Raw genomic sequence first — 14,661 nt, forward strand, 5'->3', positions numbered from 1 at the left:
AAGGTATCGAGGTGGTGCAGCGTGGGGATCGACGACACGTCGATCCCCACTGGCGGCGGGCGCTGAGCTACCTCAAGATCGGTCTCCGGGCGGTTCATTACGCGCTGAGCCGTGGTCAGGCAATCTTCTCTCACCTGACGCTCCAGGGCGGGCCTGACCCTGAGCCACCAGGTCAGCGGAAACGCCTTCATGCCCCTCCTCAAACCACCCTTGAAGTCGGCTGGCAACTCGTTTTTCGTCCGCTCTCATAAAATTTGTCAGGCCGCCAGAGGACACGAGATATTTTGCTCTCGCCGTTGGATCTTCAGAGCGCTCCCTGCCCCGCCATCAACTCCCGCGCATGCCCCAGCGCGGCTTCGGAGGTGTTGCCGCCCAGCATGCGGGCGATCTCTTCCAGGCGCTCGTCAGGGGACAGCGGGCGCACGTGGCTGACGGTGCGGCCCCCCTCCACCGCCTTTTCCACCTTGAAGTGGTGGTCCGCGCGGGCGGCGATCTGGGCCAGGTGGGTCACCACCATCACCTGTCGGCTGCGGGCCAGGCGGTGCAGTTGCTCGGCCACTGCCAGCGCCGCGCTACCGCCGATTCCGGCGTCTACCTCATCGAAGACCACGGCAGGGGTATCCGCGCCCAGCACCGTGCTGATCGCCAGCATCACCCGCGACAGCTCGCCGCCCGAGGCCACGTCCGACAGCGGGGCCAGGTCCTCGCCAGGGTTGGCAGTGAACTGGATGGTCACGTCGCTCAGGCCGTACAGGGCGGGTTCGGACAGCGGTTGCAGGCGAAACTCCAGGCGGGCGTGCGGCATGCCCAGTTCGCGGATCACGGCCAGCAGTTCGGCGGCCAGCGGCGCGGCGCGTTGAGTTCGGGCGGCGTCCAGGGCAGACCCGGCACGGCGCAATTCGGCCAACAGCGCCTCCACATCGGCGTCCAGGCTTCCGGCGTCCTGCTCGTCGCGGGTCAGGGCGGCCAGCTCCTCCTCCACCCCGGCCTGAAAGTCCAGCACGTCGTCCAGCGTGGGACCGTACTTGGTCCGCAGCTTGCCCAGCGCGCCCAGGCGGCCCTCCACGCGGGCCAGTTCCTCGGGGTCCGCCGCGCCGTCCTCGGCCACCGCGCGCAACTCACCCGAAACGGCCTGAAGGCTGTCCAGGGCGTCACGGAGTTCCTGTTGTAAGGCTGCGCTGGCGTCGTCGTAGCGGGCACTGGCGTTCAGGGCGCGCACGGCCTCGGCCAGAAAGCCCAGCGCATTTTCCTCGCCGTCCATGATCAGGGTCAGCGCGCCCGCCGCGCTCTGGGCGATGGTTTCCAGGTGGGCGAGGCGGTTCAGTTCGGCCTGCAAGGGTTCTTCCTCGCCACTCTGGGGCGCGGTTTCAGCGATTTCGCGAGACTGAAAGGTCAGCAGGTCCAGTTGCCAGGCGCGTTCGCGCTCGTTCGCGCGCAGCCCCTCCAGCCGGGCGCGGGCCTCCTGCCAGGCGCGGTAGGCGTGGGCGTGGGCTTCGGTCTGGGCGGGCAACTCCCGGTCCAGCAGGGCACGCTGGTTGGCTGGCCCCAGCAGGCTGACGGCGCTGTGCTGCCAGTGGATGGTCAGCCGAGTCTGCGCCCACTCCTGCAACTCGCGCACGCTGACCACCTCACCGTCCAGCCGGGCCACGCCGCGTCCCTGGGTTGCCAGACGACGGCTGGCGCTCATGTCCCCCACGTCTCCCTGGTTCCAGAAGCCCGTCACCAGCAGGTCACTCTCGCCCGTGCGGATCAGGTCCGTGTTGGCGCGCGATCCCAGCAGCAACCCCAGCGCGTCCACGATGATGCTCTTGCCCGCGCCGGTCTCGCCGGTAAAGACGCTCAGGCCGCCCGCGAAATCCAGCTCCAGTTCACGGATGGTGGCGAGGTTGCGGACTTCCAGACGGGCCAGTGCCGGGCCAACAGGCGCTGTTACGGGCGACCTGGGCAGGGCAGCGGTTTTGTCGGCGCGTGGGGCGCGGGCCTTACGGGTCACGCCCGGTAGTTTAAGGCCTCGGAAGCCCGGAGTTTCCGAGTGTGAGGTCAGCCGGGATCGGCGCAGCGGCCAGAGCGCTTCAGCTCAGGTCTGGCGCGATCAGGTGCTCACCAAGCATGAATCTTCCGTTACAGTTCCCCCACCTTGGCCCTCATCACAGCCGCCACAATGGCGGCATTGTCCGCGCGCTCCAAAGTGGCGGCGGGAAAATAAGGAGTTCACATGTCCATGAAACACGAATCCACCGGCGGCGTCAGCAAGCGCAGCCTGCTGTTGCTGGGCGGTCTGGCCGCCCTGGCCCTGAACAAGGATGTCCGGCGCTCCCTGGTGGGCGGCACCCGCAGCGCGTGGCACGACGCTCAGGAAACGCTGGAAGACACCGTCAAGCCCGCGCTGGCCGACGCCGCCGCACAGGCGCAGCAGACCGCGCAGCACCTGTCGCATGAGGCGCAAAAAACGGCGCAGCATCTGACCCACGAGGCGGCCAAACGCGGCTCGGCCACGCTGGACACCCTGAAAGAAGAGGGAACGCCACGCGCCCAGGCCCTGCTGGACACGGCCCGCGAAACAGCGGCTGGGCTGGCCTCCACGGTGCAGGACAAGGCCGCCGAACTGGCCGACACCGCCCAGAAACGCGGCGGCGAGCTTGCGGAAACGGCACAGAAGCGTGGCAGCCAACTGGCTGCCGCCGCACAGGACCGTGCGGCAGACCTCTCGGCAGAAGCGCAGAGGCGGGCTGCCAGACTGGAAAAAGAGGCCCAGCAAGCGGCTGGCAAGCGCGGCAAGCAGGCCCAGAAAGCCCTCAAGGCGGCCCGCAAGACCGCCTCGGACACGCTGGATGACGTTCAGGATACGGGCGTGGGCCTGCTCAGTAATTTCCAGGGCTGGTTGGGCGACACCCTGAGCGACACCGGCGATACCCTGGACAACCGCCGCCGCACTGCCGAGAAAGCCGTGAGCCGTGCCCGCCGCCAGGCCGAAAAGGAGCTGCGCGCGGGCAAGAAGAACTGGAACGCCAAGAAGCTGGAAAAAGCCGTGACCAGAAAAATTGCGCCGCTGCAAAAGGAGCTGGGCAAGGAACTCAAGACGCTGGAAAAGCAGGCCAGACTGGCCCGCAAGAGAGATAAGAGCGGCGGCGGCGGCCTGGGCTTCGGCATCACCGCCTTGCTGCTGGTGGGCGGCGGCGCGGTGGTGCTGGTCCGTCTCCCCGCCGCCCGCAAGGCTGTTCTGGACGCGGTAGAGGGGATTAGCCCCGAAGCCGCCCAGAGCCTGCACAAGTTCAGCCGCAACGCCCGCAACCTGATCGGCTCGGCGTGGCTGGACCAGATCGAGGAACCGGCGGCCACTCCCGCCCCCGGCATGGCTGCGGCCACGCAAGCCGGCACCGCAGGCGCGGCCTGGGGCGCTTCGACCGAACCCGGCTCCCCCGCCGCAGCGCGCACCCAGGCCGAGGAACAGGCGGGCAAACCCGCCGATACCAGCGAGACGGACGCCCCCAAGACCGGTCACGACAAGGACGGTCAGCACCGGGCGAACTGAGCCAGAAACAATTCAGAGATCTGGTCCAGCGATCAGATGAGGCGCGGCGGGATACACCTTCCGCGCTCATCTTTTTTTGCCAGTTGCAGGACCGATGTGGGGGCGTCTGTCCAGACTGGACGCCTCGCCTTGTTGTTTCCTCCACCGTGACACCCAAAAGGTTGGGTTGGAACCGCTTCATAGGCCACAATTAAGGGGTTCGCTTGTACACCAATCCACCGCGCTGACCGGCGACAGTCCGCCGCGCGGTGATGTTCATCCAGGAGCTGATCCCATGAGCCTGACCACCCACAATCCGCTGGCCGATCTGGGCATAGAAGATGCCACCATTCATCTCAACTCTAGTGTGGACGAGCTGTACGCTCACGCCATCCGCCTCGGCGAGGGAGTCAGGGCAGCCACCGGGCCGCTGACCGTCCAGACCGACAAGACCGGACGCAGCCCAAAGGACCGTTTCATCGTCGAGGATGACCAGACCCGTGACGCCGTGTGGTGGGAGGGCTTTAACCGCCCCATCAGCGCGGCAGTGTTCGACGGACTGCTGAGGAAGATGACGGAGTACGCCGGGGACCGGGAGCTGTTCGTCCAGCAGGTCTTCGCCGGAACCGACAAGTCACAGCGCATCGCCGTGCGGATGGTCACGGAGATGGCGTACCACTCGCTGTTCGTCCACAACATGTTCGTGCGGCCCACGCCCGCTGAACTGGCCGACTTCGGGGCCGACTGGACCGTGCTGAACATTCCCGGCTTCCGGGCCGATCCGGCGGTGGACGGCGTGCGCAGTGGGACCTTTATTGTGGTCAACTTCAGCAAAAAGATGATCATCGCCGGCGGCACGCAGTACGCGGGCGAGAACAAGAAGGGCATCTTCAGCGTCATGAATTTCCTGCTGCCGGGCCGGGGCGTGATGCCGATGCACTGCTCGGCCAACGTGGGCGCTGATGTTGATGGGCAGGGCGGGGACGTGGCGCTGTTCTTCGGCCTCAGCGGCACCGGCAAGACCACCCTGAGCGCGGACCCCAGCCGCAAGCTGATCGGCGACGACGAGCACGGCTGGACCGATACGGGCGTCTTCAACTTCGAGGGCGGCTGCTACGCCAAGGTCATCAACCTGAACCCGGACGCCGAACCCGCCATCTACCGCACCACCCGCACCTATGGCACGGTCCTGGAAAATGTGGTGCTGGACGAGGGCGGCACTCCCGATTTGAACGACGGCAGCCTGACCGAGAATACCCGCAGCGCCTACCCCATTACGCAGATCGACAACATCCAGCCGGGCAGCGTCGCGGGCCACCCCAGGAACATCGTCTTCCTGACCGCCGACGCGTTCGGGGTGCTGCCGCCGCTGAGCCGCCTGAGTCCCGAGCAGACCATGTACCAGTTCATCAGCGGCTTCACCGCCAAGATTCCCGGCACCGAGGAAGGCGTGACCGAACCCAGCCCCACCTTCAGCGCATGCTTCGGCGCACCGTTCATGCCGCGCCACCCCGGCGAATACGCCCGCCTGCTGGCTCAAAAAGTACAGGACAGCGGCGCAACCGTGTGGCTGGTGAATACCGGCTGGAGCGGCGGCATGTATGGCCAGGGCCAGCGCATGAGCATCGGTCACACCCGCGCCCTGATCCACGCGGCTCTGGGCGGCCAACTGGACGGCGTGAAATTTGAGCGCGAGCCGTTCTTCAATCTGGAAATCCCCACCACAGTACCGGGCGTTCCAGACGAAGTTCTCAACCCCCGCGAAGTCTGGGCCGACGGAGCCGCCTACGACGAGACGGCCAGGAAACTGGCGCGCATGTTCCGCGACAACTTCAAGCGCTTTGAGGGGGGCGTGGATCAGGCCGTGACGGAGAGTATGCCGGACCCGGACGCGCAGGGCTGAACGCGTTTGACAGCAGCAAGGGACAAGCCCCCGCCATTCACGCGGGGGCTTTTTCTTTTTGAGTGAGAGAGGGGGCGAAAGCGTTCGCTACTCCTTGACCCCACCCGACACCGTGCCACCCACGAAGTAGCCCTGGAAGCCGTAGAACAGCGCCACGATGGGCAATGCGCCCAGGGTGGCGGCGGCGGCAAACACGCCCCATTTGGTGCTGAACTGGCCCTGTGTGAACGAGAGGAGCATGATGCCCACCGTCCATTTTTCCACCCCGGTCAGCAGGATGTTTGCCAGGATGAACTCAGCGTAGGTGCCGATAAACTGGTTCAGGAAGATAAAGACCAGGATGCCGCCCGACAGCGGAATGACCACCTTGATAAAGGTCTGCCAGCGCGTCGCGCCGTCCACCATCGCGGCTTCCTCCAGCGATTCGGGCAGGGATTCCACGTAGCCCTTGAAGATCCAGGTGTTGAAAGCGATTGCGCCGCCGCTGTAGGCCAGGATCAGACCGGTAAAGGTGTTGCTCAGACCCAGCAGGACCATCAGGGTATAGACGGCCACCAGCGCCAGAAACACCGGGAACATCTGGATAAAGATGAAAAAGAGCAGGGTCTGGAAGCGGCCCGGAAAGCGCAGCCGCGCCATCGCGTATCCGGCGGTGGTGGACAGCAGGATCGCCAGAAAGCCCGTGATGCCCGACACCAGCAGAGTATTGCGAACGGAGAGCAGGAACTTGCTCTCATTGGTGCTTCCCCCGAACTGGGACGGCCCCATGAAAAACACCAGCACCACCAGCGCGACGATCAGAACGCGCATGATCCACGAGCGTGTCTGGTTCAGGCCCTCGCTCTCGCGGCCCGCCCTGGCAATCATCGCCAGGATGAGCAGGGCGGTGAGCGCCGCACCGGCAATCCCAGCCAGGACCAGTTGCCACAGTGGAATGGCGACGCCCTCGAACAGCTTCTGGAAGTTCTCGTAGCTCAGCACTTCCAGGCGCGGCAGCAACCCGGTCTTGTACAGGATGTTGGGATTGGAGAAATCCGGAAAGGCAAACAGGCTGTTGCGCGGATCGAAGGCGGCGATCAGCACGTAGAACAGCGGGTAGATGGCGACCAGCACCACCAGCATTAAAAACAGGTGCGTGAGCTGCACGCCCAGCACGGCGCTGTAACTGATCTTGCGCCCGGTGCGCGCCATCCCGATGCGCTGGCCCAGCAGACTGGTCAGGGCCAGCACGCCGCTGGCCGCCAGCAGGAACAGCAAAAAGCGCACCCAGCCGCGTTCGACGAAAAAGATGGTGAAGCTCTTGGGGCGGCCCTGCATGTTCCTGTTCAGGTAAAAGGCCAGCACCCCGACGATGACCACGGCAGCGGCGATGATCAGCCACGGCAGCGCTTTTCTCAGCACGCCGGGTTCCTGATGGACATAGACCTCGGGGGGAGTGGCGTCCTGGCTGGGCATGGTCGTCATTTGCGGGCCTCCTCGAACACGCCTGCGGCCTTGAAGTTCACCAGACTGATCGCCAGGGTCAGGAAGAAGATGATCAGGGCAATGGCGCTGGCCAGGGCGAAGTTCTGCCCGCCGCTGGAGGCGAAGGCGGTGTTGTAGCCCCACGACAGCAGGATGTCGGTGCTGCGGGCGGTGGCCTCGCGGCCCTGCTGGTCCGGCCCCCCCTGCGTGAGCAGGTAGATGATGCCGAAGTTATTGAAATTGAAGGCGAAGCCCGAGAGCAAAATGGGCGTGAAGCTGTTGCGCAGCAGCGGCAGCGTGATGTTCACGATCTGCTGCCAGCGGCTCGCGCCGTCGATGCTGGCCGCCTCGTACAAATCATCGTTGATGGTACTCAGGGCACTGATGGTGGCGGTCATCATGTACGGAAAGCCCAGCCACAGGTTGACAAATAGCACGCTGATCTTGGCCCACAGCGGATCGCCCAGCCACGGCACGGCGGCCAGTCCCAGCAGTCCCAGCCCCTTGTTGACAATCCCAAATTGCTGGTTAAACAGCGCCACCCACATCTGCACGCTGATCACGGCGGGAATGGCCCACGGCAAAAACAGCAGCGTGCGGTAGATGTTGCGGCCCTTGAGGTTCTTGTTGTACAGCAAGATGCCCAGGATCAGCCCGGCCAGCGCGTTGATGATGACCGTGGAAAAGGCGAACACCACAGTCCAGATAAACACCGGCACCAGCGCGCGGCTGGCCTTGCCGAAGATCTCGCGGAAGTTTTCCAGGCCCACGTAGGTGTAACTGTTCAGGCGGGTGGCCCGCGCCACCTCGATGGGACCGGTGAACGGTGCAGCCAGCGTCACTTGCAGGCCACTGACGCTGGCAACCTTGGCCCGGTACGGCACCGACGCCTGATCGTCGAACAGCACCAGCGTCGCGCCCGCGCAGCCCGGCGTGTCGCAGCGCAGATACTCCTGCACGTTCTGCGACTGCGGCGTCTCGGCCAGCGTGATCACGCGCTTATCGGCGCTGATGGTGGCCGTCGTCCGCAGCGAAGAGTCTGGGTTGCCGCTGTTGACCGCGTTGTAGTTGGTAAAGGCGTAATTGACCGTCAGGATGATGGGCAGCACCGTAAAGGCGGCCAGGAACACCAGCGCAGGGAACAGGTAATACCAGTTGACAATCCACGGAAACAGCCGCGACACCACTGGCATCATGACCAGCAGGATGCCCAGGACATAGACCAGAATCATGTAAGGCGGCGCTTCGGGGTAAATCCGGGCGGTCAGGCCGCTCAGGAGCCAGCCGAGCAGGGTGGCCCCACCCAGCATCATGGCCAGGATCAGGACGGCCAGCAATACGCCGCGCGTTCCTTCGGGGGGGACGGTGGAACGGACAGTCGAATGGGGAGGGTGCGGGATCGCGGTCATGGGGCTGTGGCGTCTCCTTTGAATGAGGCTTTTAACGTATCAAGGGCAATCATAAGGCGATTCCGACAGAGAACCGCCAGATGGTGATTGGATGAACAAAGTGGCGCAGCCGGGCCATCAAAAAAGGCGGATGGGCCACCCTCTGGCCCAACCGCCTCTCCCTAAAAATCGGTCTTACTTGATGTTACCGCTGATTTCCTGCACGGCCTTATCCAGAATCTGCTTGTAATCCTGGTTGGGCTTTTGCACGCTCTGGGCAATCGCAGCGCTCCAGGGTGCCCACACCGCGCCCATCGCCGGAACGTTGGGCATGGCGGTGCCTGCGCTGATGGACTTGCCGAAGCCCACCACCACCGGGTCACTCTTGAGCTTGGTGCGCGCGCTCAGGCTAACCGGGATGCGCCCGCCCGCCTTGTTGAAGGCCAGTTGCGCGTCGCTGGAGCTGATCTGCTTGGCAAAGCCTGCCGCCGCCACCTTCTGCTTGCTGTAGGCGCTGATCATGGTGCCCTGCACGCCCACGAAGGGACTCCACTTGCCGCTTGCGCCGGGAGGAGTGGGAAAGGCGGTGATGCCGTAATCAATGCCGGCCTTCTTGATATCACCCATGTCCCAGGGACCGGTCAGGTACATCGCCAGGCGTCCGTCGGTGAATGCGCCCTTGGCGACGTCGCCCGACACACCCTCGGGCACCAGATTGTACTTGTAGCGCAGGTCATTCAGAAAAGCGCTGGCCTTGTCGGCTCCGGCATTTGCCAGGCCGATGTCCTTGGTGTTCAGGGTGCCGCCGGTGTTCTTGAACACGTAACCGCCGTAGGCGCTGATCACGCCGTAGTTCATGTAGGCGTTGTTCAGATCGGCCAGGAAGCCGAACTTGCCGTTGCCGGTGTTGTCCTGCGCGACTTTCAGGAACTCGGCCCAGGTGGTGGGAGCCTTGGAGACCAGTTTCTTGTTGTACACCAGCGCCACGGACTCGGCGAACATGGGAATGGCGAACAGCTTGCCCTGGTAGGTCATGGCCGTCAGGCCGGTCTTGTCGAAATCGGTCTTGCTGGTGATGTACTTGTCCATCGGCTCGATCACACCTGCCGAGGCGAGCTGGCCCAGGCGATCCTGCGGCAGGGTCACGATCACGTCTGGCCCCTGGCCCTTGGGGGCGCTCTGGATCAGCTTGTCAGGAATCTGGTCAAAGGGCACGCTGACAATGGTGGTCTTGTTGCCCTTCTTGTCGAAGGCGGCGGCCTGATCCTTGAGCCAGGTCAGCTCTCCGCCGCCGAAGTGCGTCCAGACGGTGATGTTGGCGGCGCTTGCAGAGGGGAGCAGGGCGAGGGAGAGAATGGTCAGTGCTTTTTTCATATGCGCTCCTTGATCTTGGCGACCGCATGGGTCGCTTGCGGGGGTGATGGGTTGTATTGGCGGGTCATTCTAGAGCCAGCTTCTCAGCCAATGTGCAAGAGAGAACACGCACCGCATCGGCGCGGCGGTGGGTGGCAACTGAACTAGACGTGGGGGTGACCCGGCCAACATTATACGCCAATCGGTAAGAGGTCCGGCAAGATTTGGACCCTCCAGCGTCCGCTCACCCCTCAGTCAGCTCCATTTTCAATAACTGACTTACCGTTCGGTCAGGGTGTACTATCTGGGCATGAGCCAGCCCACCTCTCCCCCATCGGCAAAAGGCGGCAAGCCCACCGTCAGCACCAAGATTCTCCTGTTTTTGACCATCTTTACTGCCATGCTGGGCCTGAGCGTGCTGTTTCCGATCCTGGCCCCGCTGGGCCGCGAGCTGGGCCTGAGCGAGACGCAGGTGGGCTGGTTTTCCACCGTCTACAGCCTGATGCAATTTGTCTTCTCCCCCATCTGGGGAGCGCGGAGCGAGCGGGCGGGGCGCAAGCCGGTGCTGATTATGGGATTGATCGGATTTTCGATCAGTTTTGGGCTGTTCGGTTGCTTCGCGCATCTGGGTTTGCAGGGGGCGTTGACAGGCAGTGTGCTGTTCGGGCTGCTGCTGGCCTCGCGCGTGATCGGCGGGATACTGAGCAGTGCCACTCTGCCCACCGCGCAGGCCATGATGGCGGACCTGAGCAGCGAGAAGGACCGCGCCGCCAGCCTGGGCCTGATCGGCGCAGCCTTTGGGCTGGGCGTGGTCTTTGGCCCCGCGTTGGGTGGGCTGCTGAGTACGGTCAGCCTGACCACTCCCATCTATTTTTCCGCCGCGCTGGGCCTGGTCACCGCCGCCGTCGCGTGGCGGGTGCTGCCCGAAACGCGCCGCGCCGACTCGGTGGAAGTGGACAGGGGGGACCGCCGCGCCCTGCTGACGCGCGGCCCCATCACGCTGTTTCTGACGGTCAGCGCCCTATCCACCCTGGCAAGCGTGGGCATGGAGCAGACCATCGGCTTTTATGTGCAGGACACCCTGAAACTCAACCCCGGCGAAACCGCCCGTACGGTGGGGGGCATGCTGGCGGTCTTCGGCATCGTGGCGGCGCTGGTGCAGGGCGGCGCGATCCGCCCGCTGAGCAACCGCGTCAGGCCCACCGTGCTGATCCGGGTGGGGCTGGCGGTCATGGCGCTGGGCATGTTCCTGCTGCCGCAGATGCAGACCTACTGGCCCATCACCGTGGCCCTGGCCGTGATCGGCGTGGGCGGCGCGGTCCTCAGCCCCACCCTGAGCGCATCCTTGAGCCTGAGCGTGCCCGCCAATCAGCAGGGCGCAGTTGCAGGCCTGAACAGCTCCGCGCTGGCGCTGGGCCGCATGACTGGCCCGCTGCTGGGAACCGGCCTGTACCAGAGCGTCAGCCACGGCGCACCGTATCTGCTCAGCGGCGCAGTCCTGGTGCTGGCGCTGGTCTGGACTCTGGTCGCGCGTCCACGGCTGCAAACGGGTGAAGCGGTTGGCAGCAGCTAAGAGGCAGGAAGTCGTGGGAGAGGCCAGATTGGAGGGTGTCTGCTTTTTTTTAGCCACTGTTCTGCCGGCAACGGCTGTTCAGGAACAGATTTCTGGCCCGGCGGCTGTTAGCCTTGGCCCATGCGCGAGTTCCTGAACGACTGGTGGCGGCTGCTCAAACTCATCGTCGGCTCGCTGGCGATTCCGGTCATCCTGTGGGGGCTGCTGGTGTGGGCAGGTGTGCTGAAGTAAGCAGTGGGGGCTACTTCTGACATACCTGATGAGGCACGACAGCGACGCTTCCGGGAGCGACAGGGACAGGGAGTGTGGGAAGCGCGACGGCGTCAGCCGCTCGTCCTGCAAGTGCTCGAAGGGCAATTGGCCTGCGCCGGGGCCGGTCCAGCAGGTGGGCATCCGGATCACGGCCATGCACAACGCCCTGCTCTGTTTCCAGAACTCGATGGGGGGATTATCCGGATGTCAAGGACAATCCAGAGAAGGACTGACCGCCACAGGGTGGCATGAACCTCCCCGACTCCACCCACTGACCACTGGAGCTTGAGGGCTGGAAGCGTTCCCAGACGCCAGAAATCCGGGCGGGCGTGTTAGCGTCTCTGTCATGACCTCCAAACGGCAGCCCAGTGACAAAGCCAGCTCCAGCGCCGCCTACACCGAACAGGCCGCCTCAGCCGGGGCCGCCGCGCCTCGCCCGGTTGCCCCGAAGAACAGTCACAACAAGACGGTGCAGAGCTTCGAGCACGCGCTGGTGCTGGAAACGGCCCGCGTGACCGAGGGCGCGGCCCTGGCAGCCAGCAAATTCATGGGTCTGGGCGACAAGAACGCGGTGGACGGCGCGGGCACCGAGGCCATGCGCGAACTGCTCAACAGTCTGGACATCCGGGGCACCGTGGTCATCGGCGAGGGCGAGATGGACGAGGCCCCCATGCTATATATCGGCGAGCAGGTGGGCAGCGGCCAGTACGAGGTGGACATCGCCGTGGACCCGGTAGAGGGCACCGAGGTCACCGCCAAGGGTCTGCCCAACGGTCTGGCCGTGATTGCCATCAGCGAGCGCGGCGGCCTGATGCACGCGCCGGACTGTTACATGGAAAAGCTGATCGTGCCGCCCCCAGCGGCGGGCCGGGTGAACCTGGACTGGCCGGTGGAGGCCAACCTCAACGTGCTGGCCCAGAGCCTGGCCCGCGACGTGGATGATCTGATGATCACCATCCTGGACCGCGAACGCCACGCGGAGTTGATCCGGCGGGTGCGGGCCACCGGCGCGCGCGTCAAGCTGATCGGCGACGGCGACGTGATCGCGGGCATCGCCGTCGGCGTACGCGGCAGCGGCGTCCACGCGCTGATGGGTTCGGGCGGCGCGCCCGAGGGCGTGCTGAGTGCGGCGGCCTGCAAGTGCCTGGGCGCAGAAATTCAGGGGCGCTTTCTCGCTGAGGACGACGCCATGCGGGGGCGTTTTAAAACGATGGGGGTAGACGAAAAGCGCGTGTACAAGACCGCAGACCTGGCCCCCGGCTCCCAGATGGTCTTTAGCGCCACCGGTATCACTTACGGCGAGATTCTGGACGGCGTGCGGCGTTTCGCAGGCGGGGCCAGAACGCACACGCTGGTCATGGGCTACGCCACCCGTGTGGTGCGCTTCATCGACAGCATTCACCTAGAGGACGACAAGGCGCGCGTGACCATCCGGGTGTAAGCAACCGACGACACCGCACTGCGGGGGGCTTCCAGGTTTCGGTGGGCGCGCTGCTGCCCCGCCCAAATGAAGGGAAAAAAGAAGGCGGTACAGCGGAAGGCGAGCTGCACCATCTTCTCCAGTTCGAAATCGTTCAGGCGTTGTAGGTGCTGCTGGACGTACTCCCGCCCCGCCCGGTCCAGTTGGTGTGGAAGAATTCGCCGCGCGGTTTGTCGGTGCGTTCGTAGGTGTGCGCGCCGAAGTAGTCGCGCTGGGCCTGCAAGATGTTGGCGCTCAGGCGGGCGCTGCGGTAGCCGTCGTAGTACGCCAGGGCGCTGGAAAAGGCCGGAGTCCAGACCCCCCGCAGGGCGGCGGCGGCCACCACCTGCCGCCAGGCCAGTTGCGACGTGCCGATGGCTTCAATAAAATAGGGGTCCAGCAGCAGGTTTGGAAGCGTGGCGTTGCCGTCGAAGGCCGCCTTGATCCGGTCCAGAAACGCCGCGCGGATGATGCAGCCGCCGCGCCACATCTGGGCGATGCTCCCGAAATCCAGCTTCCAGTCGTATTCCACTGCCGCCAGATCCATCATCTGAAAACCCTGGGCATACGAGCAGATCTTGGAAGCGTACAGCGCCTGCCGGACCTGTTCCACAAAGGCGTCCCGGACCGGCGTCTCTCCGGTTTCAGTGGGACCGTGCAACACTTTGCTGGCCTCCACACGTTGCTCCTTCAGCGAGCTGAGGATGCGGGCAAAGACGGCCTCAGCGATGGTGTTTGCAGGAGCGCCCACGTCCAGCGCCGTCACCGAGGTCCACTTGCCCGTGCCCTTCTGTCCGGCGGTGTCCAGAATCACGTCTACCATCGGCTGACCGGTGTCGCCATCGGTTTTCTTAAGAATCTCGGCGGTGATCTGGATCAGGTAGCTGTCCAGTTCTCCGCCGTTCCAGTCCTCAAAAATTGCGCCGATTTCGGGAGCGGACAGACCCAGCACGCCGCTCAGGAGGCTGTACGCCTCAGCGATCATCTGCATGTCGGCGTACTCGATGCCGTTGTGGACCATCTTGACGAAGTGGCCCGCGCCGCCGCCGCCCACCCAGTCGCAGCACGGCTGGCCGCTGACCTGCGCGGCGATGCCCTGGAAAATGGGTTTCAGGGCGGACCAGGCGTCCGCATTGCCGCCGGGCATGATGCTGGGGCCGGTCAGCGCACCCTCCTCGCCACCGGAAACGCCCGCACCGACAAACAGAATCCCGTGTTCAGCCAGCGCCTGCTCGCGCCGCACGGTGTCGGGGAAGTGGGTGTTGCCACCGTCGATGATGATGTCGCCCCTGTCCAACAGCGGAGAAAGCATGTCGATAAAGGCGTCCACGGCAGGCCCGGCCTTGACCATCAGCATGACCTTGCGCGGCGACTTGAGCAGGCTGACGAAGGTGGGCAGGTCATCGGCCCCCAGGATGGTCAGACCCTGCGCGCGGCCCGTCACAAAATCGTCCACCTTGCTGGTGGTGCGGTTGAACGCCACGACGGTGTAACCCTTGGAGGCCATGTTCAGAATCAGGTTCTCGCCCATCACGGCCAGCCCAATCACGCCGATGTCGACGGCGGCCTCGCTCACCGGTGAGACGATCAGTTGCCGGGAAGCCACCGCCTCGGAACGCACGGTCTGGACTTCTGTTTCCTGCGAATCGGTCACGGCGGCGAGCAGATCGGCGGTCTTGGACTGGGTCATGGAGGCTCCTTTAGGAAGGTCAGGGGACAGGCGCGGCGTGGACTGGTCCAGCGGTCAGCATAAGCGCA

General features: G+C 64.6%; 10 protein-coding genes. 4 read left to right on the forward strand and 6 right to left on the reverse strand.

The genetic code is table 11. The features are described from left to right. Together Q322_RS23395 and recN are read right to left on the reverse strand one after the other, a co-directional pair. The coding region (locus Q322_RS23395) for a hypothetical protein (protein WP_034418544.1) at positions 1 to 191 on the reverse strand (191 nt) is incomplete at its 3' end. 113 nt (positions 192 to 304) lie between these two features. Further along, positions 305 to 1,993, reverse strand: a complete 1,689-nt coding sequence (recN, locus tag Q322_RS0112690) for a DNA repair protein RecN (protein WP_029478282.1) — start codon at positions 1,991 to 1,993, stop codon at positions 305 to 307. A 228-nt stretch (positions 1,994 to 2,221) separates the two neighbouring features. On the opposite strand from recN, the gene Q322_RS0112695 reads away from it, so the two are divergent. Both Q322_RS0112695 and pckA read left to right on the forward strand, forming a co-directional pair. Continuing rightward, positions 2,222 to 3,532, forward strand: coding sequence for an alginate biosynthesis protein AlgP (locus Q322_RS0112695; RefSeq protein ID WP_156953038.1), 1,311 nt, complete (start codon positions 2,222 to 2,224; stop codon positions 3,530 to 3,532). Between the two features lie 274 nt (positions 3,533 to 3,806). Continuing rightward, a complete protein-coding gene (gene pckA, locus Q322_RS0112700) occupies positions 3,807 to 5,414 on the forward strand; it encodes a phosphoenolpyruvate carboxykinase (ATP) (RefSeq protein WP_029478284.1) in 1,608 nt (535 codons plus the stop codon). Between the two features lie 87 nt (positions 5,415 to 5,501). Here the strand turns inward: pckA and Q322_RS0112705 are convergent, their stop codons facing one another. From Q322_RS0112705 to Q322_RS0112715, 3 genes are all read right to left on the reverse strand, one after another. Continuing rightward, positions 5,502 to 6,878, reverse strand: a complete 1,377-nt coding sequence (locus Q322_RS0112705) for a sugar ABC transporter permease (protein ID WP_029478285.1) — start codon at positions 6,876 to 6,878, stop codon at positions 5,502 to 5,504. After that, on the reverse strand, positions 6,875 to 8,287 hold the full coding sequence (locus Q322_RS0112710) for an ABC transporter permease subunit (protein WP_029478286.1): 1,413 nt from the start codon (positions 8,285 to 8,287) through the stop codon (positions 6,875 to 6,877). The genes Q322_RS0112705 and Q322_RS0112710 overlap by 4 nt, the downstream gene beginning before the upstream one ends. A gap of 174 nt (positions 8,288 to 8,461) precedes the next feature. After that, positions 8,462 to 9,640: a sugar ABC transporter substrate-binding protein gene (locus Q322_RS0112715; RefSeq protein ID WP_029478287.1), complete on the reverse strand. Its 1,179-nt coding sequence runs from the start codon at positions 9,638 to 9,640 to the stop codon at positions 8,462 to 8,464. Positions 9,641 to 9,929: 289 nt separating this feature from the next. Here Q322_RS0112715 and Q322_RS0112720 point away from each other — a divergent pair, with 289 nt between their 5' ends. Together Q322_RS0112720 and glpX are read left to right on the forward strand one after the other, a co-directional pair. Next, on the forward strand, positions 9,930 to 11,192 hold the full coding sequence (locus Q322_RS0112720; protein WP_029478288.1) for an MFS transporter: 1,263 nt from the start codon (positions 9,930 to 9,932) through the stop codon (positions 11,190 to 11,192). 598 nt (positions 11,193 to 11,790) lie between these two features. Further along, positions 11,791 to 12,885: a class II fructose-bisphosphatase gene (glpX, locus tag Q322_RS0112730; RefSeq protein ID WP_245593248.1), complete on the forward strand. Its 1,095-nt coding sequence runs from the start codon at positions 11,791 to 11,793 to the stop codon at positions 12,883 to 12,885. 133 nt (positions 12,886 to 13,018) lie between these two features. Here glpX and gnd read toward each other — a convergent pair whose 3' ends face one another. Then, complete coding sequence (gene gnd, locus Q322_RS0112735; RefSeq protein ID WP_084147978.1) at positions 13,019 to 14,593, reverse strand: decarboxylating NADP(+)-dependent phosphogluconate dehydrogenase; 1,575 nt, start codon at positions 14,591 to 14,593, stop codon at positions 13,019 to 13,021. Positions 14,594 to 14,661 lie beyond the last annotated feature (68 nt).

The sequence above is a fragment of the Deinococcus frigens DSM 12807 genome, from assembly GCF_000701425.1.
Lineage (GTDB): Bacteria > Deinococcota > Deinococci > Deinococcales > Deinococcaceae > Deinococcus > Deinococcus frigens.